Genomic DNA, 26697 nt, shown 5'->3' with positions numbered 1-26697 from the left:
CAGGTGGTAGCAAGCCTTGTCGTGCAGGATAGAAGACTACGGATTGATCGGCGATTGCGAGACCGCGGCGCTGGTAGGTCGTGACGGCTCGATCGACTGGCTGTGTTGGCCGGCGTTCGATTCCGACGCCTGCTTTGCCGCGCTGCTCGGCAGCCACAAGCATGGCCGCTGGCTGATCGCGCCCGCAGAAGAGATCACCAACACGTCACGCCGCTACCGGGGCAACACGCTGATCCTGGAGACGCGGTTTGAGACCGCCAATGGCGTGATCGACCTGATCGATTTCATGCCGCCGCGCGGCAATGCGTCCGACGTGGTGCGGCTGGTGCGCGGGGTCAGCGGCCGGGTCAGGCTGCGGATGCAACTGGTGATCCGCTTTGGCTTTGGCATCGATATTCCCTGGGTCAGGAAAACCGACGACGGCTCGGGTCTGCTCGCGATTTGCGGGCCTGACATGACCGTGCTGCGAACGCCGGTCGAGACCCGCGGCGAGGACCTGACCACGGTGGCGGAGTTTGAGGTAGGCGAGGGCGATACCGTGCCCTTTGTCCTCACCTACGGGCCCTCGCATCTGGCGGTGCCCGCGCCGATCGATCCGGCGGTCGCTTTGCAGGAAACCGAGGCGTTCTGGAGCGAATGGAGCGCCCGCTGCAGCTACGAAGGCGAACATCGCGATCTCGTGATGCGCTCGCTGATCACGCTAAAGGCGCTGACCTATGCGCCGACCGGCGGTATTGTCGCGGCGCCCACCACCTCGCTGCCGGAAAAGCTCGGTGGCGGGCGCAACTGGGACTATCGCTTCTGCTGGCTGCGCGATGCCACCTTTACGCTGCTGGCGCTGATGAACTCGGGCTATACCGAGGAAGCCCTCGCCTGGCACAACTGGCTGTTGCGTGCGGTGGCGGGATCGCCGGCCAACATGCAGATCATGTACGGCATCATGGGCGAGCGGCGGCTCTTGGAATGGGAGGCGGGCTGGCTCCCGGGCTATGAGGGCGCGCAGCCGGTCCGCGTCGGCAACGCCGCGCATGCGCAGCTGCAACTCGACGTCTATGGCGAGCTGATCGACGCCTTCCATCAGTGGCGAATAGCCAAGCTCGAACTCTATGAAGGAAGCTGGGCACTGGAATGCACGGTGCTGGAGCATCTGGGCGAACAATGGGATCAACCGGATCACGGCATCTGGGAGCGCCGCGGCGACGGCAAGCACTATGTCTCGTCCAAGGTGATGTGCTGGGTCGCCTTCGACCGTGGCATCAAGAGCGTCGAAAAATTCGGCTTCAAGGCGCCACTGGAAAAGTGGCGGACACTGCGCGACACCATCCATCGCGACGTCTGCGAAAAGGGCTTTGATCGCGAGCTGAACGCGTTCGTCGAATCCTACGGTTCGAAAATGCTGGATGCCAGCATCCTGTTGTTGCCCTCGGTCGGGTTCCTCGAACCAACGGATCCCCGCGTGCGGGGAACGCTGGCCGCTATCGAGAAATACTTGATGCGGGACGGCTTCGTGTTGCGGCATGACCCCCGTGAAGTCGAGCAGCAGCCGGCGGAAGGCGCATTCCTGGCCTGCAGCCTCTGGCTCGCCGATGCCTATGTGCTGACGGGAGAACTCGACAAGGCGCGGGCGTTGTTCGAGCGCGTGGTCGCGATTGCCAATGATGTCGGCCTGTTGGCCGAAGAGTTCGACACCGGCGCTGGCCGCCAGACCGGTAATTTCCCGCAGGCGTTGACGCATATCGCGCTGATCAACACCGCCCATAACCTCAGCGCGGCGAAGCAGACGACCGAGAAGCCGGCGATGCAGCGGTCGAAGTAGGCTATCTCGTCGGATTGACGTCACGCGAGCCGGCACCCAGTCGCACGGCTGCAGGCGGGGCTGGGTGCCTGCGTACCTCTGGATGAATACCGGCTCGCGCTTGCCGATTCACACCCGTTGGAGTCGGAAATGGTGTGGGGTATCGGCAACCCCGAAAACCGCGGCGACGAAGGCAATAAAGCGGATTTGCCGGGCGAAAGCTTTGGCGACTTATGGATTTATTCTTGAGACGTGCTTGATTTCGCACTCTCACAGCGACGATACGAAACGGTTGGCTAGCCGAGCTTCAAAATCGTCTCCATCGCGCGGGCAAAACCGTCACGTTCGTTCGTATCGGTCACATGCGTCGCGCGCTGCTTGATGTCATCGGCCGCGTTGCCCATCGCGAACGACATGCCGCTTCGGGCAAACATCGGCAGGTCGTTCTGCATGTCTCCGATGGTGGCGACGGCGTCGGTCGAAACGCCGAGCCGTTTGGCGATGTTCTCGACGAACGTGCCCTTGTCGTGACCCGCGGGGGTGACGTCGAGGTAATAGGTCTGCGAGCGAACCGCGGTGGCCTCTGCGCCCACCGCCTGCTTCATCGCCGCTTCGCAGCGCGCGAGCAGCGCCGCGTCGGAACTGGCGCCGACGATCTTGCAAGCTTCGGACAAATGCGGCGTGAAATCCGCGATGATGGTCGGATCGGCCTTGATCGCCCGCTTTTCGTGCGAAACGTATTCGCCGTCGGGATTGCGCGTGTACCAGCGCTCGTTGCTGAACAGCCAGATATCGACGCCGGATTCATTGAGCACATCGAGGCTGCGTTGCGCCACCGCTGGCGCGATCAGATGCTGTTCAATCGGCTGCAACTTCGCATTGACGATCGAGCTGCCGTTGAAGGCGCCGACCGGCAGCGTGATTGCAAGTGGTTCGATCAGAAAGCCCATGCCGATGGTCGGGCGGCTGGAGACGATGGTGAAGCCGATGCCGGCGGCGTGCAGCGCTCGGACGGCGTTCCTTGCGTCATCGGTGAGGATCTTGTCCTTGGTCAACAGCGTGCCATCGACATCGGATACGACAAGCGCAATGCGGCTCATGAGGGCACTTTCAATTGAGTGACAATGTCGTCGACGATGGTCTCAATCGGGGCGGCGATCGACACCGTAATCGGACGTTCGGCTGGCTGCGGCGGCTCCAGCGTCTTGAACTGGCTGGCGAGCAGCCCCGGCGGCATGAAGTGGCCCTTGCGGGCAGCGAGCCGGTCCGCGATCAGGTCCTGCGTCCCGTTCAAAAAGACGATGCGGATATCATCGCGTCCATGCACGAGAATGTCGCGGTAGCTGCGCTTGAGCGCCGAACAGGCGACGACAGCGCGTTGTCCGGCAGCCGAGAGGCGGTCGATCTCGTCGGCAATCGCCTGCAGCCAGGGCCAGCGGTCTTCATCCGTCAGCGGCTGGCCCGCGCTCATCTTCGCGACATTGGCGGGCGGGTGAAATTTGTCCGCATCCTCGTAGCGCCAGCCCAGCCGCGCGGCCAGGCTTTCAGCGATGGTGCTCTTGCCTGAGCCGGAGACGCCCATCACCACCAGCGCGCAGGGGCTTGTCGCATCACGCACAAAAATCCTCCGGCAATGCCGCCTGATCCACCAGCCAGGTCGTCTCGCCGCTGGATCGCGCGCGGCTCGCCGGCAGGTTCTCGCCTGCGAACACCCGCGTCAAGATCGCGCGTTTGTCTGATCCTGCGATCTCGAACAGCATTTCGCGGCAGCAAGCCAGCGTCGGCAGCGTGAGCGTGATGCGCGGGACGAACGGTTCGACATTGGCTTTGTGTACGCCGACCACCCAACGCCTGACCTCGTCGAGCAAGGGATCGCCGGGAAACAGCGACGCGGTATGGCCGTCGGGCCCGACGCCCATCAGCACGAGATCGAACAGCGGCCGGGCAGGGTCGAGGTCGTCTGCGCCATAGAACGCTTTCAGTTCGCCCTCGTAAAGCGCCGCACCGCGATCGGGATCGGTGGGATCGGCCGTACTCGTCGGGATTGGATGGATGTTGGATGCCGGCGCGCATCGGTCCAGAAAGGTCTTCCGTGCCACGCGCATGTTGTTGAGGGGATCATCCGCGGGCACGAAACGTTCGTCGCCGATGAACCAGTGCACGCGTTGCCACGGAATCCGGCTTCGCCAGGGGTCGGTGCCGAGCAATTGATAGAGCTGTTTCGGGCTCGATCCGCCGGTCAGGCAGATCGCGACGCGGCCGGGGTTCTCCGATATCCGCGCGATGACGCGCTCTGCGGCGGCCTCGGCCATCGCGGCTGGATCGGCAACTGACGTCACATGGCGATTGTCGTTCGACATCATCTCTAACTGAGCTTGCGCCAGCTGCGGCCGTCTCGCTCCAGCAGATCGTTGGCTTCCTCCGGACCCTCGCTGCCGGGCTCATAGACCTTGAGCCCCTTGCCGCCGGCGTTCTTCCAGGCGTCGAGAAATGGCTGCACCGCGCGCCAGCCGGCCTCGACGCTGTCGGCGCGCTGAAACAGGATGTTGTCGCCGATCATACAGTCGTAGATCAGGGTCTCATAGCCGGTCGATGGCTCGGCCTTGAAATAATCCTTGTAGCGAAACTTCATCTCGACGCCGTCGATATTGATGGTCGGGCCCGGCACCTTGGTATTGAACTGCAGCGCGATACCTTCGGTCGGTTCGGTCGAGATGATCAGGTAATTCTGCGAGAGCCGGTCCACCGGCGTGTCGCGGAACATCGCGAATGGCGCCTGCTTGAACTTGATGGCGATCTCGGTGCGCTTGATGCCGAGCGCCTTGCCGGTGCGCAGATAAAAGGGAACGCCGGCCCAGCGCCAATTGTCGATGGTCAGTTTCAGCGCAGCATAGGTTTCCGTGGTGCTGGCGGGTTTGACGTCGGCGGTCCGGCGATAGTCCTCGATCTCGGTGTCGCCGACCATGCCGGCGCGATATTGCCCGCGCACCGAATTATGCAGCGCCTCCTGCTCGCTCTGGGTCTGGATCGCGGCCAGCACGTCGGCCTTTTCCGAGCGCACCGAATGCGCGTCGAACTTCGATGGCGGCTCCATCGCGACCAGCGACAGCAGTTGAAACAGATGGTTCGGCACCATGTCGCGCAACGCGCCGGTGGCGTCATAGAAGCTGCCACGATGACCGACGCCGAGTTTTTCATCGACCGTGATCTGGATGTGGTCGATGTGATTGCGGTTCCAGATCGGCTCGAACATGCCGTTGGCGAAGCGCAGCACCAGGATGTTCTGGACGGTCTCCTTGCCGAGATAATGATCGATCCGGTAGATCTGATGCTCTTCGACCAGCTTCAGGAGTTCGCTGTTGAGCTCTCTTGCCGATGCCAGATCGGTGCCGAACGGCTTTTCGACCACCAGGCGACGCCATGTGCCGTTCTCGACCAGCATGCCGGTGCGGCCGAGTTCGCGGCTGATCGGCAGGAAGGCGCTCGGCGGCGTCGCGAGATAGAACAGGCGATTGCCTTGGGTGTTTCGCGCGGCTTCCAATTTGTCGAGCTGCTCGCTCATGGCGTCGAATGAGGCGGGATCCCGCGGGTCAGCCTCGATGCAGGTGACGCATGCGAGCAGGCGCATCGCGATCTCCTCGTCCACTTGGCGCGTGGCGAATTGATGCAGGCCCTTCATCAGGCTGTCGCGCAACTGGTCGCTGGTCATGCCCTTGCGGGCAATGCCGACGACGCAGAATTTTTCCGGCAGCAGATCGGCTGCCGCCAGATTGTAGAGGGCAGGGATCACCAGCCGATGCGCGAGATCGCCGGTGACGCCAAAGATGACGAAGGAGCAGGGATCGGGTTTCGTCTGTGCCAGTTTGCCGACCGCCATGGGCATTAAGCCTTCGAGCCCGGCTTCTTCGGCGGCTCCTTGTGACCGCCGAAGCCTGCGCGCATCGCGGAAAGGATCTTCTCCGCGAATGTGTGATCCTTGCGCGAGCGGAAGCGCGCATAGAGCGCCGCCGTCAGCACCTCGGCCGGCACCGCCTCGTCGATCGCGGCATTGACGGTCCAGCGGCCTTCGCCGGAATCTTCGACATGGCCGGAATAGTTGTCGAGCGTGTGATTTTCCGCGAGCGCTGACGAGGTGAGATCGAGCAGCCAGGAGGGGATCACGCTGCCGCGCCGCCACACCTCGGCGATATCGGCGATGTCGAGATCAAACCGATGCTCCGCCGGCAGCGCCTCGATATTGGCGTTCTTCAGGATGTCAAAACCCTCGGCATAGGCCTGCATCAGGCCATATTCGATGCCGTTATGGATCATCTTGACGAAATGCCCGGCGCCGCTGGGACCGGCATGGATATAGCCCTGCTCGATGCGCGGGTCGCGTCCGTCGCGTCCGCCGGTGCGCGGGATGTCGCCGATCCCCGGCGCCAGCGTCTTGAAGATCGGATCGAGCCGGTCGACCACGGCCTTGTCGCCGCCGATCATCATGCAATAGCCGCGCTCGATGCCCCAGACGCCGCCGCTGGTGCCGACGTCGACATAATGCAGCCCGCGCTCCCTGAGCGTCTTGCCGCGGCGGACGTCGTCCTGCCAGAACGTGTTGCCGCCGTCGATGATGACGTCACCGGGCTCCATCAGTTTTGCGAGTGCTTCGATGGTGGCCTCGGTGATCTTGCCGGCCGGCAGCATCACCCAGGCGGTGCGCGGCTTTTCCAGTTTCGCCACGAAAGCTTCGAGCGTGTCGGCGCCGGCAGCGCCTTCGGCCGCCAGTGCCGCAACGGCCTTGGCGTCCTTGTCGTAGACCACCGACGTGTGGCCGTTCCTCATCAGCCGCCGCACGATATTGCCGCCCATCCGGCCGAGGCCGATCATGCCAAGCTGCATGCCAATACTTCCCTAATTGAGCGCTTCGGATATCGCGGCATCCAGCGCGGCAAGCGCCGGCTTGAGGTCGCCTTTGAGATGAACCCGCAATGCGCGCCGGCCGCGTTCGGTCAGCACGTCGAAATCGCCGCGCGCCTGGGCTGCCTTGACGACGCCGAAACTCGCCTTCTGGCCGGGCACGGCCAGGTCCTTGGCATCGTCGGCGGTGATCTGCAGGAACACGCCGCTGTCGGGCCCACCCTTGTAGGCCTGGCCGGTCGAATGCAGGAAGCGCGGACCGAATTCGGCGCAGGTCGCTACCTGCCTGACGTCACGTACCGCCAGCCGCATCTTCTGCAGCGTGTCGATCGAAGCGCCGTCGCGCGCGATATAGGCCAGCAGCGCAAAATAGTCGCCGCTGCCGGGACGCGAGAGGTGCGCCTTGATCCAGGATTCCAAAGTGCCATTGGCGCCGGCCTTGCGCAGCGCGGCGGCATTGGCTTCGTCGGTGTAGATGTCGGCTTCGGCGGTGGCGACCACCGGCTGTTCCGCCGGCAGCGCGCCGGTTTTCTCGAACGCCGCGGTCAGTTCGCGCGTCTTGATCTTGGCCGCCTCGACATCAGGCTGGTTGAACGGGTTGATGCCGAGGATAGCGCCGGCCACTGCGGTCGCCATCTCGAAGCGGAAGAACTCCTGGCCGATATGGTCGATCGATTTCATGACGATGCGGACCACCGGATGCCCGGCGGCCTCGAGGGCGGTGAGCTTGTCGTCGTGCGCCGGATCGTCTTCGCCCTCGGTTCGGATATCGATGAAGAAGCGATCGTCGCCGTAAACGGCGGGATCGGCGAGCGGTTCGCCGTCGATGGGGATCAGGCCCTTGCCGTCCTTGCCGGTGGACTCCGCGATCAATTGCTCGGCCCAGGCGCCGAAATCGGCGATCTTCTTCGACGAGGATATCGTCACCTTGTCGCGGCCTTCGAGCCCGGCTAACCCGAGCGCAAGCCCAAGCTGCACGCCGGGGTTTTCGTGCGGCGGCACGTCGGCGCCGCAGGAGCGCACCATCGCCAGCGTGTGCTTGATCAGGCTTTTGACATCGATGCCGGCGGCAGCCGCCGGCACCAGCCCGAACGGTGACAGCACCGAGTAACGTCCGCCGATCGATGGATCGCCGTAGAAAATGCGCGCGAAACCCTGCTTGGTCGCGACCTTCTCCAGCGACGAGCCGGGGTCGGTCACCGCGATGAAGCGATGGCCGGCCTTGTCAGCGCCGATGGTCCTGGAAACGCGATCGAAGAAATAATCCTTCATCGCATTCGGCTCGGTGGTGCCGCCGGATTTGCTGGAGACGATGAACAGGGTTTTTGCCAGGTCGACCTTCTTCTCCATCGCGCGCACCTGCGCGGGGTCGGTGGAGTCGAGCACGTGCAGTTTCGGGAAGCCCGACTTTTTCGGGAAGGTTTCCGCCAGCACTTCCGGACCGAGGCTCGATCCGCCCATGCCGAGCACGACAGCGTCGGAAAAGTTCTGCCCCTTCACGCGCCTGGCAAAATCCTCATAGTCGGCGACGTCAGCGGCAGCCGGGCTGTTCAGCCAACCCAGCCATTTGTTCTCGTCGTCATTGCTCCAGACCGATTTATCCTTGTGCCAGAGCCGTCGGATTTTTGCTGACGCCCGCCAGTCCTCGGTGCTCTTCTGCACGGCTTTCTTGATGCCGTCGCCGAGCACGAGGTGCTGCTTGTCGATCCCGCCGCCAAGCGAAGCCGCGCGCTTGTGCGCGACGGCGCCGTAGAGCTTGTCGGCGGCGTCGGCGAATTGCTTGACGCCATCCTTGACCAGCTCGGTGGTGATCGCATCGAGCGAGATGCCGGATTTTTCCAGCTCTTCCAGCACGCGGCGCGCGTCCTCGATATTTTCCTCGAGGCTGTCGCGCGGCGTGCCGTGATCGCGGAACGCGTCGAGCGTCGCCGGCGGCACCGTGTTGATGGTGTTGGGGCCGATCAGTTCCTCGACATAGAGCACGTCACTATAGTCTTTGTTCTTGGTGCCGGTCGAAGCCCACAACAGCCGCTGCGGCTTTGCGCCCTTGGCCTTGAGCTTGTCCCAGCGTGCGCCCGAAAACAGCCCCTTGTAGTCCTGATAGGCCATCTTGGCGTTCGCGATCGCGACCTTGCCCTTGAGCGCGCTCAGGCGCTCCTTTTCGCTGGGATCGTTGGCCTTTGCGATCTTGTCGTCGAGCTGCTTGTCGACGGCGCTGTCGATCCGGCTGACGAAGAAGCTGGCGACACTGGCCACGCGCGAGGGATCGCCACCCCCGGCGACGAGTTTCTCCAGCCCGTCGAGATAGGCTTCCGCCACCTGGCGATAGACCTTTTGCGAGAACAACAGCGTGATGTTGATGCTGATGCCTTCGCCGATCAGATGTTCGATCGCAGGCAGGCCCTCCGGCGTCGCCGGCACCTTCACCATCAAATTCTTGCGCTTGACGTCCTTCCACAGCCGCTCGGCCTCGGCGATGGTGCCTTTGGTGTCCATCGCCAGATAGGGCGAGACCTCGAGGCTGACGAAACCGTCCTCGCCCTTCAACTGGTCGTAGACCGGCCGCAACACGTCAGCGGCGTTCTGGATGTCCTCAATGGCGACATGTTCGAACAGGTCGGCGACCGGGCGGTCGCCCTTTTTCAGCGCCTGGCCGATCGCGCCGTCATATTCGTCCGAACTGCCGATGGCTTTCTCGAAGATCGCGGGGTTCGATGTCACGCCTTTGACGCCGTCGGTGTCGATCAAATTCTTCAGATCGCCCTTGGCGACGAAGCCGCGGGCGAGGAAATCCAGCCAGACGGCCTGACCGTGGTTTTCGAGTGCTTTGACGGGATTCATGATGCCTGTTCTGTCCGGTCGTCGGTTTTCGGGTTCCCCGGCAGCTTTCGGGTGCGAGGCGGGAATGTCAACAATTGGATGGCAAGTGGATGGCAAGTGATGGAATGGCTGCCGGTCGGAATGGGTGTATCCGGTCGGATAACGCCATTTATGTCAGTTCGATCCCCGGGATGAGCACCCGGAGAGTTGACGAAATCCAGCACAATTTTGTGACGGGAAAGCGGACGCCGCGATCACGATCGCAGATTGCGATCAGGGTCGCAAATAGAGATAGCCCTGCGATTGCAACTCGGCGATGCGCACCACGCCGCCCTGGTCGGCGGAAATGAAGCCCGGCAAGAGATCGGCGAGGCCGACTTTCTGGGATTTCATGGTGTTGCCGCAGACGGCGAGTTCAATTCCGGCCTTGGCGAACTGGCCGATATGCCGTGTCAGATCGGGATTGGCCGCGGACGCGTGGAACGCGCGCAGCGCCTGGCCGTGAACGACCAGAGCGATGGTGACGTTGTCGGGCCCGCCGACGCCGTCGAGATGGTTCTGGATGTTGCCGACGACAGAGCTGACCTTGTCGAGGTCGTTGAGGTGATAGACCACTTTCAGTTTTTTCGTCGGCGGCGCCTCGGTGGCCGCGCTGGCGCGCGAGGCGGCAAAGGCGGCGCCGAAAGCGGACGCCGCGGCCCACAAGATGCTGCGTCGATGCATGGCGTCCTCCAACTCGATTGCCTCTGAGCTGTCACTTATGCCTGAGCGCCGCGAGTTCCTTGCGGTCGGTCACCAGCTCGGCACATTCGCGCAGATCGGCGCGATCGACCCGGAAAATCTTGTCGTCGGCGCCGGCTACCAGATCATTGCTGGCATCGTCGTCGGGCTTGCTGCGCTCCCAGATCCTGATCCGCTCCAGCCGGATGATGGCGGATTTGTCGTCCTTCATCGCGACATCGATGCCGCCGCCGTCGCAATCGATGCCGCAGCCGAAGCGGATCTCGTTGCCTTTGTCCTCGGCGACGACATGGTTGCAATAGCCGCTGGAGTCGAAATTGCCCGGCCGATGCCGATATTTGACGCCGATGCGGAAGGAGTAATTGGTGATCTTCTCTTCCGGCGGGTTTTCGGCGGTGACCAGCAGCTTCATCGCGCTGACTTTTTGCTTGGGATGCTGCGCCAGGTGGTTGGCGTCATAGCGGCGGACGAAGCAGGCATAGGTCTTTTGACCGAGGGGGCCGGCGAACATCCTGTTGTCGAAGGCGGCAGCTCTTGCCTTGTCGACGTCGTCCTGGGCATGGCCGGGGCCGGCAAGCGAGGCCATCGCGGCCAGCGTGAGGGTACACAGGAAGATACGCTTCATGATCGTCCCTAAATGCGTGACACACCGACCGTCCGCACGGAAGCGGTGCGGCGCCAGGCGCCGCCAAGGTTCGGCTTCGATCTGTTGATTGGTCGCAGGCGGCCGCGGCTGCGTTCAATTTCAGGCAGTTGGCGGGAAAACCGTGCTGCTGGCAGCCGCTTGCCTAAATATTGAGCGACGCGCCCATTCGCGCCCCATGATTTGCCCGCATTGTGCCTTGCACAATAAATCCCGGCCGGTGTCCAATTCGGACCATGACCTGGAGCACGCCTGACCCAATTGGACGCAGCGCGGGTTTCGTTTTTGCGCCGCACTCAGGAGGACCGGCGAATTGGTTGCGCCGGACTAATCCAAAAGTACTAGCGCGCGAGCCTCTTGTATCGGTTCGCCGCGTTCGGGACTTGATTACAGTCGCAATGAACGCCGCCGTGACGGCGTTCATGCCGACGAGAACGCAAACGTCACCCGTCGTGGTGAGTGGCATAAGCCCGAGAAGCGGAATTCGCGCGTTTGGATTCGTCGAACGACACCGAACAGAGAGATGATCTGCCGAGGATGACGCAGCCTGGAGTGATCTGGATTTCCGATCGCCCGTTATGGTCCAACGCGCTGAACGGACGCCGCGCGCGGCGTGCATTAATGAATCGACAAGCATTGCGGCGGCGCGTGTTCAACCGCACGAATTCTGCAGGTTCGTTCATCTACCTGAAAAACCAGTACTTCTCCGGATGCCGCATGTTGCACTCCGGTTACAGATTCAGTGGATTCCAGTACATTCTTGAGCTCCCGAGTCGTTTAGCATGACTATTGCATTGCGTGAGGGAGTCAGTCGCGTGTCAGATATCACATCTGCTGTTGGTGATTCGCGATTGGGTACGCAGGAGGCTTGCCGGGGCTTGGAACTTGGCCAGCGCATCCTACGTTATAGCTGAACCATGAGGAGATGAATCTATGTACAACGATTCTCTGTTCAACGCGTTTGCTCGCTCCTTCGAAGCCAGAAGTCAGAGCGACATGTCGATGGCGGACTATCTGGAATCGTGTCGAAGCGATCCACTTAAATATGCGAATGCGGCCGAACGGTTGCTCGCGGCAATTGGCGAACCTCAGATGATCGACACGGCCAGGGACCAACGCCTTGGCCGTATTTTTTTGAACCGCACCATGCGCACCTATCCGGCCTTTGCCGGCTTCTATGGCATGGAGGAAACGATCGAGCGCATCGTCGGATTCTTCCGGCACGCGGCTCAAGGCCTCGAAGAGCGCAAGCAGATCCTCTATCTGCTCGGGCCCGTCGGCGGCGGCAAGTCATCGCTCGCCGAACGCCTGAAGGCGTTGATGGAGGTTCACCCCATTTATGTCTTGAAGGCCGGCGACGAACTCAGTCCCGTCTTTGAAAGCCCGCTCAGCCTGTTTGACCCGGAAACACTCGGGCCGATGCTCGAGGAAAAATACGGCATTCCGCGCCGCCGCCTCAACGGCTTGATGAGCCCGTGGTGCTACAAGCGGCTCGAATCGTTCGGCGGCGACATCTCGCAATTCCGTGTCGCCAAGATCCAGCCGTCGCGGCTGCGGCAGATCGCGGTCGCCAAGACCGAGCCGGGTGATGAAAACAACCAGGACATCTCCTCGCTGGTCGGCAAGGTCGACATCCGCAAGCTGGAAACCTTTGCCCAGAACGACCCCGACGCCTACAGCTATTCCGGCGGCTTGAACCGCGCCAACCAGGGCATCCTCGAATTCGTCGAGATGTTCAAGGCGCCGATCAAGATGCTGCATCCGCTGCTGACGGCGACGCAGGAAGGGAATTACATCGGAACCGAAAACATCGGTGCGATCCCCTTTACCGGTGTCATTCTTGCGCACTCCAACGAGTCCGAATGGCAGAGCTTCAAGACCAACAAGAACAACGAAGCCTTCATCGACCGCATTTGCGTCATCAAGGTGCCGTATTGCCTGCGCGTCACCGAAGAACAGAAGATCTACGAGAAGCTGATCCAGGGCTCTGAACTCGCCGCCGCGCCCTGCGCGCCGTCGACGCTGGAGACGCTGGCGCGCTTCTCGGTGATGTCGCGGCTGCGCCGTCACGAAAACTCCACCGTGTTTGCAAAGATGCGGGTCTATGACGGCGAAAGCCTGAAAGAGTCCGATCCCAAGGCCCGCAGCGTCCAGGAATACAAGGATGCCGCCGGTGTCGACGAAGGCATGGACGGCGTCTCGACCCGCTTCGCGTTCAAGGTGCTCGCCGCAACCTACAATCACGATACGTCGGAGGTCGGCGCGGATGCCGTTCACCTGATGTATGCGCTGGAACAGTCGATCCGTCGCGAGCAGCTCCCTGATGAGACCGAAAAGCGTTACCTCGAATTCATCAAGGCCGAACTGGTGCCGCGATATGCCGAGTTCATCGGAAACGAGATTCAGAAAGCCTATCTCGAATCCTATTCGGATTATGGCCAGAACCTGTTCGACCGTTACGTGGATTACGCCGACGCCTGGATCGAAGATCAGGACTTCAAGGATCCCGACACCGGACAATTGCTCGATCGTGAATTGCTCAATCAGGAGCTGACCAAGATCGAGAAACCTGCGGGCATCGCCAACCCGAAGGACTTCCGTAACGAGGTCGTGAAGTTCTCGCTGCGGTCGCGGGCCCAGAACGGCGGCAAGAATCCGGGCTGGACCAGCTATGAAAAGGTTCGCGAGGTGATCGAAAAGCGGATATTCTCGCAAGTGGAAGATCTGCTGCCCGTCATTTCGTTCGGCTCGAAAAAGGACGGCGAAACTGAGAAGAAGCACGACGATTTCGTCGCGCGGATGGTGGACCGCGGTTACACCGAACGGCAGGTCCGCCGGCTCGTCGAATGGTACATGCGCGTGAAGCAAGCCGGCTGAGGCGGATGCGAAGTGGTTGCTATTCACATCGTTGACCGGCGGCTGAATCCGGGCAGCAAGAGTCTCGAGAACCGTCAGCGGTTCCTGCGCCGGGCGAAGGCGCTGGTTCAGCAGGCGGTCAAGAAGACCTCGCACGACCGGGACATCAAGGATGTCCTGGAAGGCGGCGTGGTCAGCATACCGCTCGACGGCATGGACGAGCCGCGGTTCCGCCGTGAAGGCGGCACCCGCGACATGGTGCTTCCCGGAAACAAGAAGTTCATCGAAGGCGACATGCTGCCGCGCTCGGGCGGCTCGGGCGGCAAGGCCGGCGGCGCGGGTGAAGGCGACAGCGAAGACGCGTTCCGCTTCGTTCTCAGCCGCGAGGAATTCGTCGACCTGTTCCTGGACGATCTCGAATTGCCTGATCTCGCCAAGCGCAAGCTTGCCGAGGTGGAGAGCGAAGGAATCCGCCGCGCCGGTTATGCGACATCAGGTTCGCCGGCGAATATTTCCATTCCCCGTACCGTGAGCCGCGCGATGGCGCGGCGGGTGGCATTGCGGCGGCCGAAGCCGGAAGAGATCGCGGCCCTCGAAGCTGAGCTGCTGATTTGCGGCGACGAGGCGCGCCGCGCCGAACTGCTGGCCGAGATCGAAGCCCTGAAAGCCAAGGCCAAGCGGATCCCGTTCATCGATCCGATCGACATCCGATATCGGCGGTTCGAGACCACGCCGAAGCCGATAGCCCAGGCCGTGATGTTCTGCCTGATGGACGTCTCGGGCTCGATGACCGAGCACATGAAGGATCTCGCCAAGCGCTTCTACACGCTGCTCTATGTCTTCCTGAAGCGGCGCTATCGCCATGTTGAGATCGTCTTTATCCGCCATACCGACCGCGCCGAAGAGGTCGACGAGGATACATTCTTCCATGGCCCGGCATCGGGCGGCACGCTGGTGTCGAGTGCACTGCAGGAAATGCACGAGATCGTGCGTTCGCGGTTCCGCCCGGCGGACTGGAATATCTACGCCGCGCAGGCTTCCGATGGCGACAATTCCACGTCCGACGGCGAGGTGGCGGGCCGGCTGCTGACCGAGAAGATTCTGCCGGTCAGCCAGTTTTTTGCCTATCTCGAGGTCGGCCAGGATGCCGGCCTGACCTTCGAGATGCCGGATTCGTCGCTATGGACGCTGTATGAGCGCCTGCGCCTCGCCGGCGCGCCGCTGTCGATGCGCAAGGTCTGCGAGCGCAGCGAAATCTTCCCGGTGTTTCACGATCTCTTCCAGCGCCGTGTAAGACAGGAAAGGGCACCATGACAGACAAGCGGCTGTTTCAGGGCGCCGATTGGGATTTCCCGACGCTGCAGCGGATCCACGACGCCTGCGAGGAGATCGCGGAGTCCGAACTCGGGCTCAACGTCTATCCGAACCAGATCGAGGTGATCACGGCCGAGCAGATGCTGGACGCCTATTGCTCGGTCGGCATGCCCTTGTTCTACAAGCACTGGTCGTTCGGCAAGCACTTCGCCTATCAGCAGGCGTCCTACCGCAAGGGCCTGATGGGCCTGGCCTATGAGATCGTCATCAACTCGTCGCCGTGCATCTCCTATTTGATGGAGGAGAACACCGCGACCATGCAGACCCTGGTGATCGCGCACGCCGCCTTCGGCCACAATCATTTCTTCAAGAACAATTATCTGTTCAAGCAATGGACGGATGCCGACGGCATTCTCGATTATCTCGAGTTCGCCAAGACCTACGTCGCGCAGTGCGAGGATCGCCACGGCCGGTTGGCGGTCGAGCAGACGCTCGATGCAGCGCACGCGCTGATGTCGCATGGCATCAACCGCTATCCCGGCAAGAAGCTGCCCGACCTGCGCGTCGAGGAGAAACGGGCCCAGTACCGCCGCCAGCACGAAGAAAGCGTGTTCAATGATTTGTGGCGGACCATTCCGACCGGACCGGTCAAGAGCGTGGCAACGCTGAGCGCCGATCGCCGCCGCGCGCTGCTCGGCCTGCCGCAGGAAAACATCCTGTACTTCCTGGAAAAGACCGCGCCGCGCCTGGCGCCCTGGCAGCGCGAGCTGCTGCGAATCGTGCGGCACATCGCACAGTATTTTTACCCGCAGAGCCAGACCAAGGTCATGAACGAGGGCACCGCGACCTACGTTCATTACCGCATCATGAACCGGCTGCACCTGCAGGGGCGGCTCTCCGACGGCAATTTCCTCGAATTCCTGTCGTCGCATACCAACGTCGTATTCCAGCCCGACTTCGACAGTAAATATTTCTCGGGCTTCAACCCCTACGCGCTCGGTTTTGCGATGATGCAGGATATCGAGCGCATCGTGACCAATCCCGAGGACGAGGATCGCGAATGGTTCCCGGATATCGCCGGCAAGGGCGATACGATGGGCGTGCTCCGCGATGTCTGGGCCAATTACCGCGACGAGAGCTTCATCAGCCAGTTCCTCTCACCGCGGCTGATGCGGCACTTCCGCATGTTCCATTTGCATGATGATCCGGCGGAGACCGCCGGCATCAAGGTCGATGCGATCCACGACGAGCGCGGCTATCGGCGCGTGCGCCGCGCGCTGTCGCGGACGTACGATGTCGGCTTCATCGATGCCAATATCGAAGTCGTCGATGTCGATCTCGCCGGCGATCGTCATTTGATGCTGCGCCATACCGTGTTGAACGGCGCGCAGCTCAATGACACCGACGCCAAGCGCGTGCTGCAGCACCTCGCCGACCTCTGGACATACAACGTCTCGCTGGTCGAGGTCGACGCGACCGGCAAGGTGCTGAAGGAATACGTCGCCAACCCGCGCGGGCTGGCCGCGGTGGCGTAGCTACTCCGGCGATCCCGAGCGATCAGCGCCCGCGCGTCGGCAACTTCGGCAGTTTGTGCGGATCGAATGCTGGTATGGGCTCGCTCGCCTCCGGGGCGCGCGCCTGCTGGTTGTAAATGAGCGTTCCCTCCAGGAGCAGGCCTGGGAACTGTTCCGCCGTTCCGATGTAGGTCGCTATCTTGCCGGTGCACGTTCCCTGCAGCTTAAGCTCGAGTTCCTGATCATCGCCAAATACGGTTGGCAGCCCGTCGGTGTGTTTTCTTGTGATGACGACTGCGGTGAATCGGTCTCCGTCGACTTCGCATGACCCCTCGTAGGTCATGACGCCGTCGCGCCCCCAGATCCTGCCGTTTGCAACATGGACGATGCCAGTGCCTTGGCTTACCGGGGTCTTGAACCATGCCGCATAAGTACCGTCCTTGAGCACGGTGGAACCTCTTCCTTGAGCGTTCACAAGAGGGTCGATCATCGGCACGACCAGCCTAAGACTCCATTAATCGCCGCCCTCTCGGAAAGGGCGGCTTTTCTTTTGCCGTAGTCTTACGGAGCAAAACTCCATTGTTCCGACTGGTTTCGTACACATCCTATCGAGATGGGTCAGCCAATACGGGAAATCCGAGTTTGCGAAAAGTGCCACGCCGAAATGCGGCTGTTAGGCAAGCTGCCCGCTATCGGGGCCAAGCCACTCATCAAGGTTTTCCGTTGCTACCAGTGCAACCGCATTGAGACGCGCACAATAAGGTCGGGTGCACTCGGCAGACCCTTTCTTCGTACGTCCCGCTCTGCCGCAGGCCGGCGTTGATCTTTTCCAGCGCTGACGAGCCGAGGCACAATTCGCTGGTCGGCCGCGGGGTGGGTTAGGTGTCGGCTGTTCCCGCGTCCCCAAATCCTATCGACGCGCCAGGTTTGCGCGACGGGCGTTGACGGTTCGTGCCCAGGTTCCGTGAAATTTTCCGGCAAGGCGCTGGTCAATATGCGGCTTGATCAGCTTGGTCATGGCAAAGTTGAGGTCATCGTATTCCCTTGCGCAGACCTCGGCCCGGTCCTTGGGCAGGAAGCCCCTTTCGACGACGTCGGCAAACAACGTCTTGTCTGCGCCATAGGCGACGCACAGAATGTTGAACGTCCGCTGCGCCGGCGTCGAATGCTCACCTGAAAGCGATTGGATCGGAACGGTGACATGCGGTCCCGGCATCTGAATCGCATGATGATAGGCGGAGCCCAGGATCATTCTGCGGGCCTCGTCCGTGCTTAGTCGAAGCATGACGTAGGCGGCGAACTGATCGGCGGCATCTTCCTCGCGGCCGAGCACGGGTATTTGCAGCATGTTGAAAACCGCATGCGCGGTCTCGTGCAGGAACACCGCGAGAATTGGGCCCAGCACAGTGTCGGCCCGGGATAATCCGCCGGGAAGGTCTTGCGGCGGCGCGCTCTTCAGGATGTTCGCCAGCATTTCGTAACACACGGTGATGACTTCATCGTCGTACCAGGCGTTTGCGGCGCCGTCGCAACCCGCGACCTTCAGCGTCAGCGGGTAGGAAAGGCGGAGTGGACTAAGCAGTTCCTGCAGGTGTTCGAGTGCGTGACCCTGCTTCATTTGGTCGTGGATCGGCTGATGTGCCGGGTCCTTTGGCGACACATATTCGTACTTGATCTGGTTCGGCTTGCTTTTGGGGGCTGCGCTTGCACTGCCGACGGTCCAAAAGATCGTTGCCGCCAGGGCCGCGGCAATCGCGGCAGGTTTGTGCCTCATCATATCTCTCAACTATGAATGATAAAAATTTACGGCGGCAAGTGTATCGACGCGTGGTCGAGCAGCCATAGCACGCCCGTCGGATTCCGTGGATAACGAATCCGGTCGGGCTTATTGTCGGCAGCGCGGCCGCGATGACTGCTTGGACGCAAGCAGGCACGCCAACCGATGCCTGCTTCCGAGGCTAAAGCTCATATCGCAGGATGCATCGACGTTGCAGCCTGACGACTGCATGCGCTAACGCAGGCTGGCGTTGATCTTTTCCAGCGCTGACGAGCCCGGGCACAATTCCTTGGCTTCCAGCGTATTGAGCGGCGTCTCGACGGTGTCGAGATGGGTGTGCATGTCTTCGGCGTCGGGATCGACATAGAGCAAGCCGGTTACCACCTGGCCCTTGGCGGCGTGCTTCTGCAGGAAGGTCATCGCCGCCAGCCGGTCATTGGCGTCGTAATCGGCGTCGATCTTGCGTAGCGCCAGCCTGGTGCCGTCGTGCTGCTCCACCACCTGCACCGAGCCCGGGGCATAATCGACGGTGATGGGGTCACGGCTGGTGATGACGTCGAGGCGGTTGACCGCGTCGTTATGTTCGCGGACGTAGTCAAAACTCTTGGTCGAGCCGGCGTGGTTGTTGAAGGCGATGCAGGGGCTGATGACGTCGATGAATGACGCGCCCTTGTGACGGATGGCGGCGGCGATCAGCGGCACCAGCTGGGTCTTGTCGCCGGAGAAGCTGCGCGCCACGAAGCTGGCGCCGAGCTGCAGTGCGATCGCAACCAGATCGATGGCGTTGTCGGTGTTCATCACACCCTTCTTGGATTTCGAGCCGCGGTCGGCGGTGGCCGAGAACTGGCCCTTGGTCAGACCGTAAACGCCGTTGTTCTCGACGATATAGGTCATGTTGACGCCGCGCCGGATCGAATGGGCGAACTGGCCGAAGCCGATCGAGGCGGAATCGCCGTCGCCGGAGACGCCGAGATAGATCAGGTCGCGGTTGGCGAGGTTGGCGCCGGTCAGGACCGACGGCATGCGGCCGTGCACCGAGTTGAAGCCGTGCGAATTGCCGAGGAAATAGTCCGGCGTTTTCGAGGAGCAGCCGATGCCGGAAATCTTGGCCACGCGATGCGGTTCGATCGACAACTCGTAGCAGGCCTCGATGATCGAGGCGGTGATCGAGTCGTGACCGCAGCCGGCGCACAGCGTCGAAATCTTGCCCTCGTAGTCCCGGTGGGTGTAGCCGAGATCGTTCTTCGGCAGGCCAGGATGGTGGAATTTCGGTTTTGCAATGTAGGTCATGACACGGCCTTGCGGAGAGGAGTCACTTTCAGATGGTCCTGATGGTCGCCGATGGCGCTGGCGATGAAGCGCGCGGTGATCGGAGTGCCGTCATAGTGCAGGATCGGCACCAGCCGCACCGGATCGATGCCGTTCTCGTTCACGATCAACTGGCGCAGCTGGGCGTCGCGGTTCTGCTCGACCACGTAAACGAAGTCATGGTCGGCAATGAAGCTGGCGACGCTGGAGTGGAACGGGAAGGCGCGAATCCGCATGCGGTCGAGGTGGTGCCCGCGCGCCTCGAGCAGGCCGATCGCCTCGTCCATCGCCGGTGCGGTCGAGCCGAAATAGATCACGCCGTACTTGGTCGGCTTGGCGGCGTTGGCCTGCAGCGGCCGCGGCACCATGTCCTGCGCGGTCTCGAACTTGCGCATCAGCCGCTGCATGTTGTCGGCGTAGACGGCGCCTTCTTCCGAATAGCGCGCATAGCGGTCGCGCGAGGTACCGCGGGTGAAGAACGAGCCTTTGGTCGGATGCGTGCCGGGATAGGTGCGGTAGGGAATGCCGTCGCCGTCGACGTCGAGATAGCGGCCGAAATCGCGGCCGGGCTCGTCGAGCATCTCTGCGGTCATCACCTTGCCGCGGTCATATTGCCGGGCGTCGTCCCACTTCAGTGGACGGCAGAGCCGGTGGTTCATGCCGATGTCGAGGTCGAGCATCAGGAAGATCATGGTCTGCAACCGCTCGGCGAGATCGAACGATTGCGCCGCGAATTCGAACGCTTCCGCCGGGTCTTCCGGGAACAACAGGATATGCTTGGTGTCGCCGTGCGAAGCATAGGCGCAGGCGATGATGTCGCATTGCTGGGTGCGCGTCGGCATGCCGGTCGAGGGGCCGGCGCGCTGGATGTTCATGATCACGCCGGGAATTTCGGCGAAGTACGAGAGGCCGATGAATTCCGTCATCAGCGAGACGCCGGGCCCGGAAGTCGCGGTGAAGGCGCGCGCGCCGTTCCAGGAGGCGCCGATCACCATGCCGATCGATGCAAGCTCGTCCTCGCCCTGCACGATAGCGTATTTGGCCTTGCCGGTTTCGGGGTCGTGCCGCAGCTTCTTGCAGTGGCTGGTGAAGGCCTCCGCCACCGACGACGACGGCGTGATCGGATACCAGGCGCAGACGGTGGCGCCGCCATAGACGGCGCCGAGCGCGGCCGCGCTGTTGCCTTCCATGAAGATGCGGTCGCCGACCTTGTCGGCTTTCTTCACCTGCAGCCCGATCGGGCATTTCAGGTTCTGCAACGCCCAGTCGCGGCCCAGATGCAGCGCGTGGACGTTCGAGGACAACAGCTTTTCCTTGCCCTTGTACTGTTCTGATATCAATTGCTCGACGATCTTCGGGTCCATTTCGAGCAGGGCGCACATCGCGCCGAGATAGATGATGTTCTTGAACAGCTGGCGCTGGCGCGGATCGGTATAGGTCGAGTTGGTGATCGCGGTCAGCGGTACGCCGATGACGTTGATGTCGGCGCGGAATTTCGACGTCGGCATCGGCTTGGTGGAATCGTAGAACAGATAGCCGCCGGGCTCGATCGAGCCGACGTCCTTGTCCCAGGTCTGCGGGTTCATCGCCACCATCATGTCGACGCCGCCGCGGGCGCCGAGATGGCCTTCCTCGGTCACCCGCACCTCGTACCAGGTCGGAAGTCCCTGGATGTTGGAGGGAAAGATGTTGCGCGGGCTCACCGGCACGCCGTGGCGCAGGATCGAGCGCGCGAACAGCTCGTTGGCGCTGGCCGAACCCGAGCCGTTGACGTTGGCGAAACGGACGACGAAGTCGTTTACGCTGCTGATCGGGCTTTGGTCTGACATGTTGATCCCGCGTGAGTCATATCGATGAGGTACTTCTGCATGTCCCAGGCTCCGGTGGGACACCGCTCGGCGCAGAGCCCGCAATGCAGGCAGACGTCTTCGTCCTTCACCATGACGCGCCCGGTCTTGAGCCCATCGGCGACATAGAGCGCCTGGTCGTGATGCGGCGAGGGCGCCTTCAGCCGTGTCCGCAGGTCCTCTTCCTCGCCGTTCTCCGTGAAGGTGATGCAGTCCATCGGGCAGATGTCGACGCAGGCGTCGCATTCGATGCAGGCGGGGGCGCTGAAAATCGTCTGAATGTCGCAGTTCAGGCAGCGCTGCGCTTCACCGAGCGCGAGCTTGACGTCGTAGCCGAGCTCGACCTCGGCGCGGATGTCCTTGAGGGCGATCACCTTGTCGCGGTGCGGCACCTTGTAGCGCTTGTCGGCGGAGATGTCGTTGTCGTAGCTCCACTCGTGGATGCCCATCTTCTGCGACGAGACATTCACTTCGGGAAGCGGGCGCTCGGTGATGTCCTCGCCGGAGAGCATCTTGTGGATCGACAGCGCGGCGTCATGCCCGTGCGCCACCGCCCAGATGATGTTCTTGGGGCCGAACGCCGCGTCACCGCCGAAGAACACTTTCGGGTTGGTCGAAGCGAAAGTCTTGGCATCGACCTGCGGCATGTTCCACTTGTCGAACTCGATGCCGCAGTCGCGCTCGATCCAGGGGAAAGCGTTTTCCTGCCCGACCGCGACCAGCACGTCGTCGCAGGGAATGGTCTGGTCCGGTTCGCCCGCGGGCACCAGGTTGCGCCGGCCCTTGGCGTCATATTCCGCCTTCACCTTCTGAAAGGTGACGCCGATGAGCTTGCCGGCTACATGCTTGAATGCCACCGGCACCATGAAATTGAGGATCGGAATGTCCTCGTGGATGGCGTCTTCCTTTTCCCAGGGGCTCGCCTTCATTTCCTCGAAGCCGGAACGCACGATCACCTTGACGTCTTCTCCGCCGAGGCGGCGCGCGGTGCGGCAGCAATCCATCGCGGTGTTGCCGCCGCCGAGCACGATCACGCGGCGGCCGATCTTCTCGACATGGCCGAACGAAACCGAAGCCAGCCATTCGATGCCGATATGGATATTGGCGGCGGCCTCCTTGCGGCCGGGGATCTCGAGCTCGCGGCCGCGCGGCGCGCCGGAACCGACGAAGATCGCGTCATAATTTTCAGCCATCAGCTTCTTCAGGCTGTCGACGCGATGACCGCCCTTGAACTCGATGCCGAGGCCCAGGATGTAATCGGTTTCCTCGTCGATCACCGAATCCGGCAGCCGGAACTTTGGAATCTGGCTGCGCATCATGCCGCCCGCCTTGGGGTCGGCATCGAACACGGTGCAGTGATAGCCGAGCGGCGCAAGATCGCGCGCCACCGCAAGCGAAGCGGGACCGCCGCCGACCAGCGCGATGCGCTTGCCGTTCTTCGCCGATACCTTCGGCATGCGGTGCTTGACGTCGTCCTTGAAATCGGCGGCGACCCGCTTCAGCCGGCAGATCGCAACGGGTGTTTCCTCGACGCGGCCGCGACGGCAGGCCGGCTCGCATGGTCGATCGCAGGTGCGTCCCAGAATTCCGGGAAACACATTCGATTTCCAGTTGATCATGTAGGCGTCGCTATACCGCCCCTCGGCAATCAAACGGATATATTCGGGAACTGGCGTGTGAGCGGGGCAGGCCCATTGGCAATCAACCACTTTGTGAAAGTAGTCCGGCGCCGAGATATCAGTCGGTTTCATTCCTGCCTTTTCCGCGTAGCAATCCGAACGCGGCCTTGTTTGCCTGAACGCTCAGTAGGCGTTCTTGTGGTTTTTGAATTGGATCATAGGCTTATCTTATCGGAGCTTAGAGCCATTCCAGATGAGTCACAAAGGCAAATTTGCGCGATCGCCAGCTTTCAATGCAGGCACGCGTGAACGTTAATACTCGCTGGTATTATGCGGCGGTGCAGCATGAGCACCGCTTCGTCGCCAATGTTACGCGCGCGGCAGATCGCTCTTCGCCAGATCCCACATCAGCCGGTAAACGCCGCTCGTTACCACCAGTGGCTTGATCGCGGCATTGTCGTTGAAGCGCGCCGCGGCCGCCGGGACTGCGCCGACATCGGTGGCGTCGATCAGCATAAACCAGTCGCCGGCGCCTGGATTGGGCGCTGCGGGGTCATCAGTGATCGGTTTCGACAGCGTCGGATTGTTCTCCAGCAGGTGCATGGAGATGATGCCGTCGAGTCCTGTGGGATCAAGTTGATCCCGCAGTGCGGTACGTAGTTTTTCCTCGCCGCCGGCGGGCGGCCGCAGCCGGATGATGCCGAGCACGGCGCCACGGCCGGTGCCGTGGCTGATGGTGATACGCGAAACGCCCCGGATCATGTTCTTGAAGCGGGCGATGTTGGCCTTCGACCAGGCGGTCTGGTTGGCGAGCGCAGTGCGGTAGAACGGGCTGTCCAGCACCTCGATGGTTTCGGTGGAATACAGGCTGAGATACTTCGGGTCGCCATCGTGCGCGACATAGCGCCGCGCTTCGAGGAAACCGGGCATCGCGACGCGCTCTTCGAGATGTTCGCGGTCGTACCAGCGATTGAATTCGGCCTCGTCGGCGGCATCGATATTCATCGACGTCAGCAGCATGCCTTTTCCGGCTATCGGCATTTCGGAATCCCTATCTGGTAATCTTGGAAGCCATGTCCGCGACCGCTTTCATCACGGCGTCGCGGACGCCGGGATCGTACAGCGTGTGGCCGGCGCCTTCGACCAGGCGAACCTCGGCCTGGCGCCACACCGCGGCAAGCGCATGCGAGGTCGCCGGCGGGCACAGCAAATCATAACGGCCCTGCACGATGATGCCGGGAATGTCAGCAAGCCTGCCGGCCTCTTCGATCAGCTGGCTCGGCCTCATGAAGCAGTCATTGGCGAAATAATGCGCTTCCATGAACGGCGTGGCGGGCAGGGCGCGCGACGAGTTGACCGGATCGAGCCGGGCGCGGCCGGGCGTGTGCTCGGAGAGGATGCGTTCGGTCTCGCCCCATGCCCGTGCGGCCGGGCCATGCACGGCGGTATCGGGATTGAGGATGCGGCGGAAATATGCGTCGATCGGGTGCGTGCGTTCCGCTGGCGGCAACACGTCGAGGAACTCCGCGTGCAGCGCCGGATAGAAGCGCGGCAGCACCTCGAGGAATCCATCCTCGATCTCCTTGCGGGTGCCGAGGAAGGTGGCGCGCAGCACGATGCCGGTGACGCGGTCGGGATGCGCTTGCGCATACGCCAGCGCCAGCGTCGCGCCCCAGGAGCCGCCGACGATCATCCAGCGCTCAAAGCCGAATTTCTCGCGGATCCTCTCCATGTCCGCAATCAGATGCGGCAGGGTATTGTCTTCACGCCTGCCCTTGGGGCGGCTGCGGCCGGCGCCGCGCTGGTCGAACAGCACCGCGTGGAAACGCTCGGGGTCGAACAGCCGGCGGTGATCGGGCTGGCAACCGCTGCCGGGCCCGCCATGCAGATAGACCGCCGCAATGCCGCCGATGCGGCCGACGCTTTCGACATAGATGTCGTGGCCATCGCCGACATCGAGCTGCTCCGAGGTCAGCGGTGCAAACGGATCGGCGCGTTTGGCGGATTTTCCGGCGTCGGCGTCAGGCGCCATGCTCGCCTTCCGTCTCCAGCGTACCGCCGGCGAAATTGCGATAGAGGAAACGGTTATTGTCGGAGGCCGCTTCCTGCTCGGCCTGCTTGAAGATCTGCTCGTGCATCGGCGACAGCGTGCAGGCCGGATCGGTATTGCCGGCATCGCCGGTCAGCGCAAAGGCCTGGCAGCGGCAGCCACCGAAATCGATCTCCTTGAACTCGCAGCTCTGGCACGGTTCAGGCATCCAGCCGGTGCCGCGATAGCGGTTGAAAGCTTCGGAATTCTGCCAGATCCAGGCGATCGAGTGATTGGATCGCACCGAAAGGAATTCGAGCCCGGTGATGCTCTCGGCGGCGTGACACGGCAGGATCTTGCCGGCAGGTGAAATGTTGAAGAATTGCCGGCCCCAGCCGCCCATGCATTTCTTCGGCCGCAACGCGTAATAATCCGGCACGACGTAGTCAATCGCGAGAATGCCCTTCAGCCGCACTTCGGCTTCCTCGACGAGCCGGCTGGTCTCCTCGATCTGCGCCATCGTCGGCATCAAGGCGGCGCGGTTCTTCAGTGCCCAGCCGTAATACTGCACGTTGGCGACCTCGAGCCGGTCGGCGTCGAGATCGACCGCCATCTGGATGATGTCGGAAAGCTGGTGCAGGTTCTGCCGGTGCATGACGGCATTGACCGTCAGCGGCAGGTCGAGCTCGCGCGTCCACTTCGCGACCTCCAGCTTCTTCTCATGCGCCTTCTTCAGGCCCGCGACGCGGTCGGCCACCATGGGCTCATTGCCCTGAAAACTGATCTGCACGTGGCACAGCCCGGCATCGGCCAGTGCGGACAGTTTTTCGCGTGTCAGCAGCACCGCCGAGGTAATGAGATTGCTGTAGAGCCCGACATCGCTGGCGTGCTGGACCAGTTCGACCAGATCCTTGCGCGCGGTCGGCTCGCCGCCGGAGAAATGGATCTGCAGCACGCCGATTTCGGCGAGCTCGGTCAGAACCTTCTTCCATTCCTCGGTGGTCAGCTCAGTGCCGCCGCGGTCGAGCTCAAGCGGGTTGGAGCAATAGGGGCATTGCAGCGGGCAGCGGTGCGTCAGCTCGGCCAGCACCGCGAGCGGAATGCCGAACGTCTCCGCCGTCGAGCGCCGCTGTTCCAGCACCGAGAGCCCGTCATGGGGCGCGGTTGCCGCTTTGCCGTCGGTGAGGATGTCGCTCATGACGTCTTCTCGCGCGCTTCGGTCAGAAAGCCCTTGTCGGCGAGGTCCTGCAGCATTGCGATGACGTCGGTTGCAATTGCCTCGCGCGGCGCGGCGTATTTCGCGGTCAGCTGATCGATCATAGCAGAGACGCTGCGAACACCGTCGCAAAGCTGCAGCACTTCGACCGCGATTTCGTCCGGCGCCAGCACGCGCTCCGGCGCCAGGATCACCCAGACCTGCCGCGTCTCATCGAATTTCAGCTTGGCGTGCCGCGGCAATTTCGGCCGGCTCGCCTCGCTGACACTGATGTTGCGGCCCAAAGCCATCGATCGCTAAATCCCGGTTCTTGGTTTCGGTT

The 26697-nt window shown here is 62.2% G+C and carries 21 protein-coding genes; 4 read left to right on the top strand and 17 right to left on the bottom strand.

Features of this window, described 5'->3' with window-relative positions; all coding sequences use genetic code 11:
• Positions 1-16 precede the first annotated feature (16 nt).
• Entirely contained in the window at positions 17-1816 is a 1800-nt protein-coding gene (locus tag JQ600_RS26195) for a glycoside hydrolase family 15 protein (protein ID WP_212389857.1), read from the top strand.
• Between the two features lie 275 nt (positions 1817-2091).
• Here the strand turns inward: JQ600_RS26195 and JQ600_RS26190 are convergent, their stop codons facing one another.
• The 8 genes from JQ600_RS26190 to JQ600_RS26155 form a co-directional block, all read right to left on the bottom strand.
• Positions 2092-2895, bottom strand: coding sequence for a Cof-type HAD-IIB family hydrolase (locus tag JQ600_RS26190; RefSeq protein ID WP_212389856.1), 804 nt, complete (start codon positions 2893-2895; stop codon positions 2092-2094).
• The gene (locus JQ600_RS26185) at positions 2892-3377 is read right to left on the bottom strand and encodes a gluconokinase (protein WP_212389868.1); all 486 of its coding nucleotides are present in this window, start codon (positions 3375-3377) and stop codon (positions 2892-2894) included. Before JQ600_RS26185 ends, JQ600_RS26190 begins: the two co-directional genes overlap by 4 nt.
• Before the next feature lie 28 nt (positions 3378-3405).
• Positions 3406-4158: a 6-phosphogluconolactonase gene (gene pgl, locus JQ600_RS26180; RefSeq protein WP_212389855.1), complete on the bottom strand. Its 753-nt coding sequence runs from the start codon at positions 4156-4158 to the stop codon at positions 3406-3408.
• A 2-nt stretch (positions 4159-4160) separates the two neighbouring features.
• Positions 4161-5672, bottom strand: a complete 1512-nt coding sequence (zwf, locus tag JQ600_RS26175) for a glucose-6-phosphate dehydrogenase (RefSeq protein WP_212389854.1) — start codon at positions 5670-5672, stop codon at positions 4161-4163.
• A gap of 5 nt (positions 5673-5677) precedes the next feature.
• Positions 5678-6673, bottom strand: a complete 996-nt coding sequence (gene gnd / locus JQ600_RS26170; protein WP_212389853.1) for a phosphogluconate dehydrogenase (NAD(+)-dependent, decarboxylating) — start codon at positions 6671-6673, stop codon at positions 5678-5680.
• Between the two features lie 12 nt (positions 6674-6685).
• The gene (locus tag JQ600_RS26165) at positions 6686-9532 is read right to left on the bottom strand and encodes a bifunctional transaldolase/phosoglucose isomerase (protein WP_212389852.1); all 2847 of its coding nucleotides are present in this window, start codon (positions 9530-9532) and stop codon (positions 6686-6688) included.
• A gap of 252 nt (positions 9533-9784) precedes the next feature.
• The gene (locus tag JQ600_RS26160; protein WP_212266937.1) at positions 9785-10234 is read right to left on the bottom strand and encodes a DsrE family protein; all 450 of its coding nucleotides are present in this window, start codon (positions 10232-10234) and stop codon (positions 9785-9787) included.
• Positions 10235-10265: 31 nt separating this feature from the next.
• On the bottom strand, positions 10266-10877 hold the full coding sequence (locus JQ600_RS26155) for a hypothetical protein (protein WP_212389851.1): 612 nt from the start codon (positions 10875-10877) through the stop codon (positions 10266-10268).
• A gap of 951 nt (positions 10878-11828) precedes the next feature.
• On the opposite strand from JQ600_RS26155, the gene JQ600_RS26150 reads away from it, so the two are divergent.
• Genes JQ600_RS26150 through JQ600_RS26140 form a run of 3 tightly spaced genes read left to right on the top strand, consistent with a single transcriptional unit; the run spans position 11829 to position 16600 of the window.
• The gene (locus JQ600_RS26150; RefSeq protein WP_212266931.1) at positions 11829-13772 is read left to right on the top strand and encodes a PrkA family serine protein kinase; all 1944 of its coding nucleotides are present in this window, start codon (positions 11829-11831) and stop codon (positions 13770-13772) included.
• 21 nt (positions 13773-13793) lie between these two features.
• A complete protein-coding gene (locus tag JQ600_RS26145; protein ID WP_212266999.1) occupies positions 13794-15065 on the top strand; it encodes a YeaH/YhbH family protein in 1272 nt (423 codons plus the stop codon).
• Entirely contained in the window at positions 15062-16600 is a 1539-nt protein-coding gene (locus JQ600_RS26140) for a SpoVR family protein (protein ID WP_212389850.1), read from the top strand. Before JQ600_RS26145 ends, JQ600_RS26140 begins: the two co-directional genes overlap by 4 nt.
• A 22-nt stretch (positions 16601-16622) precedes the next feature.
• Here JQ600_RS26140 and JQ600_RS26135 read toward each other — a convergent pair whose 3' ends face one another.
• The 9 genes from JQ600_RS26135 to pqqD form a co-directional block, all read right to left on the bottom strand.
• Entirely contained in the window at positions 16623-17027 is a 405-nt protein-coding gene (locus JQ600_RS26135; RefSeq protein ID WP_212266996.1) for a hypothetical protein, read from the bottom strand.
• A 462-nt stretch (positions 17028-17489) separates the two neighbouring features.
• On the bottom strand, positions 17490-18353 hold the full coding sequence (locus JQ600_RS26130; protein WP_249132821.1) for a DUF4344 domain-containing metallopeptidase: 864 nt from the start codon (positions 18351-18353) through the stop codon (positions 17490-17492).
• 237 nt (positions 18354-18590) lie between these two features.
• Complete coding sequence (locus JQ600_RS26125) at positions 18591-19646, bottom strand: 2-oxoacid:ferredoxin oxidoreductase subunit beta (protein ID WP_212266925.1); 1056 nt, start codon at positions 19644-19646, stop codon at positions 18591-18593.
• Positions 19643-21493, bottom strand: coding sequence for a 2-oxoacid:acceptor oxidoreductase subunit alpha (locus JQ600_RS26120; RefSeq protein ID WP_212389848.1), 1851 nt, complete (start codon positions 21491-21493; stop codon positions 19643-19645). The genes JQ600_RS26125 and JQ600_RS26120 overlap by 4 nt, the downstream gene beginning before the upstream one ends.
• Entirely contained in the window at positions 21463-23262 is a 1800-nt protein-coding gene (locus JQ600_RS26115) for an FAD-dependent oxidoreductase (RefSeq protein ID WP_212389847.1), read from the bottom strand. Before JQ600_RS26115 ends, JQ600_RS26120 begins: the two co-directional genes overlap by 31 nt.
• Positions 23263-23499: 237 nt before the next feature.
• Entirely contained in the window at positions 23500-24171 is a 672-nt protein-coding gene (locus JQ600_RS26110; protein ID WP_212389846.1) for a DUF4286 family protein, read from the bottom strand.
• A 10-nt stretch (positions 24172-24181) separates the two neighbouring features.
• Entirely contained in the window at positions 24182-25162 is a 981-nt protein-coding gene (gene pip, locus JQ600_RS26105; protein ID WP_212389845.1) for a prolyl aminopeptidase, read from the bottom strand.
• Positions 25152-26357 (bottom strand): pyrroloquinoline quinone biosynthesis protein PqqE, encoded by a 1206-nt coding sequence (gene pqqE, locus JQ600_RS26100; RefSeq protein WP_212389844.1) that lies wholly within the window; start codon positions 26355-26357, stop codon positions 25152-25154. Before pqqE ends, pip begins: the two co-directional genes overlap by 11 nt.
• Complete coding sequence (gene pqqD, locus JQ600_RS26095) at positions 26354-26665, bottom strand: pyrroloquinoline quinone biosynthesis peptide chaperone PqqD (protein ID WP_212266907.1); 312 nt, start codon at positions 26663-26665, stop codon at positions 26354-26356. The genes pqqE and pqqD overlap by 4 nt, the downstream gene beginning before the upstream one ends.
• Positions 26666-26697 lie beyond the last annotated feature (32 nt).

The organism is Bradyrhizobium sp. AUGA SZCCT0176, from assembly GCF_018130145.1.
In the GTDB taxonomy this organism is placed as follows: domain Bacteria; phylum Pseudomonadota; class Alphaproteobacteria; order Rhizobiales; family Xanthobacteraceae; genus Bradyrhizobium.
The sequence above is the reverse complement of the archived record's forward strand: the minus strand, read 5'-3'. Positions and strand labels throughout refer to the sequence as shown.

Bases quoted from the DNA above. Each gene is read 5' to 3' on its own strand.
- JQ600_RS26190 (WP_212389856.1), bottom strand. From the start codon at position 2,895: ATGAGCCGCATTGCGCTTGTCGTATCCGATGTCGATGGCACGCTGTTG.
- JQ600_RS26185 (WP_212389868.1), bottom strand. From the start codon at position 3,377: ATGGGCGTCTCCGGCTCAGGCAAGAGCACCATCGCTGAAAGCCTGGCC.
- pgl (WP_212389855.1), bottom strand. From the start codon at position 4,158: ATGATGTCGAACGACAATCGCCATGTGACGTCAGTTGCCGATCCAGCC.
- zwf (WP_212389854.1), bottom strand. From the start codon at position 5,672: ATGGCGGTCGGCAAACTGGCACAGACGAAACCCGATCCCTGCTCCTTC.
- gnd (WP_212389853.1), bottom strand. From the start codon at position 6,673: ATGCAGCTTGGCATGATCGGCCTCGGCCGGATGGGCGGCAATATCGTG.
- JQ600_RS26165 (WP_212389852.1), bottom strand. From the start codon at position 9,532: ATGAATCCCGTCAAAGCACTCGAAAACCACGGTCAGGCCGTCTGGCTG.
- JQ600_RS26160 (WP_212266937.1), bottom strand. From the start codon at position 10,234: ATGCATCGACGCAGCATCTTGTGGGCCGCGGCGTCCGCTTTCGGCGCC.
- JQ600_RS26155 (WP_212389851.1), bottom strand. From the start codon at position 10,877: ATGAAGCGTATCTTCCTGTGTACCCTCACGCTGGCCGCGATGGCCTCG.
- JQ600_RS26150 (WP_212266931.1), top strand. From the start codon at position 11,829: ATGTACAACGATTCTCTGTTCAACGCGTTTGCTCGCTCCTTCGAAGCC.
- JQ600_RS26140 (WP_212389850.1), top strand. From the start codon at position 15,062: ATGACAGACAAGCGGCTGTTTCAGGGCGCCGATTGGGATTTCCCGACG.
- JQ600_RS26130 (WP_249132821.1), bottom strand. From the start codon at position 18,353: ATGAGGCACAAACCTGCCGCGATTGCCGCGGCCCTGGCGGCAACGATC.
- JQ600_RS26125 (WP_212266925.1), bottom strand. From the start codon at position 19,646: ATGACCTACATTGCAAAACCGAAATTCCACCATCCTGGCCTGCCGAAG.
- JQ600_RS26120 (WP_212389848.1), bottom strand. From the start codon at position 21,493: ATGTCAGACCAAAGCCCGATCAGCAGCGTAAACGACTTCGTCGTCCGT.
- JQ600_RS26115 (WP_212389847.1), bottom strand. From the start codon at position 23,262: ATGAAACCGACTGATATCTCGGCGCCGGACTACTTTCACAAAGTGGTT.
- JQ600_RS26110 (WP_212389846.1), bottom strand. From the start codon at position 24,171: ATGCCGATAGCCGGAAAAGGCATGCTGCTGACGTCGATGAATATCGAT.
- pip (WP_212389845.1), bottom strand. From the start codon at position 25,162: ATGGCGCCTGACGCCGACGCCGGAAAATCCGCCAAACGCGCCGATCCG.
- pqqE (WP_212389844.1), bottom strand. From the start codon at position 26,357: ATGAGCGACATCCTCACCGACGGCAAAGCGGCAACCGCGCCCCATGAC.
- pqqD (WP_212266907.1), bottom strand. From the start codon at position 26,665: ATGGCTTTGGGCCGCAACATCAGTGTCAGCGAGGCGAGCCGGCCGAAA.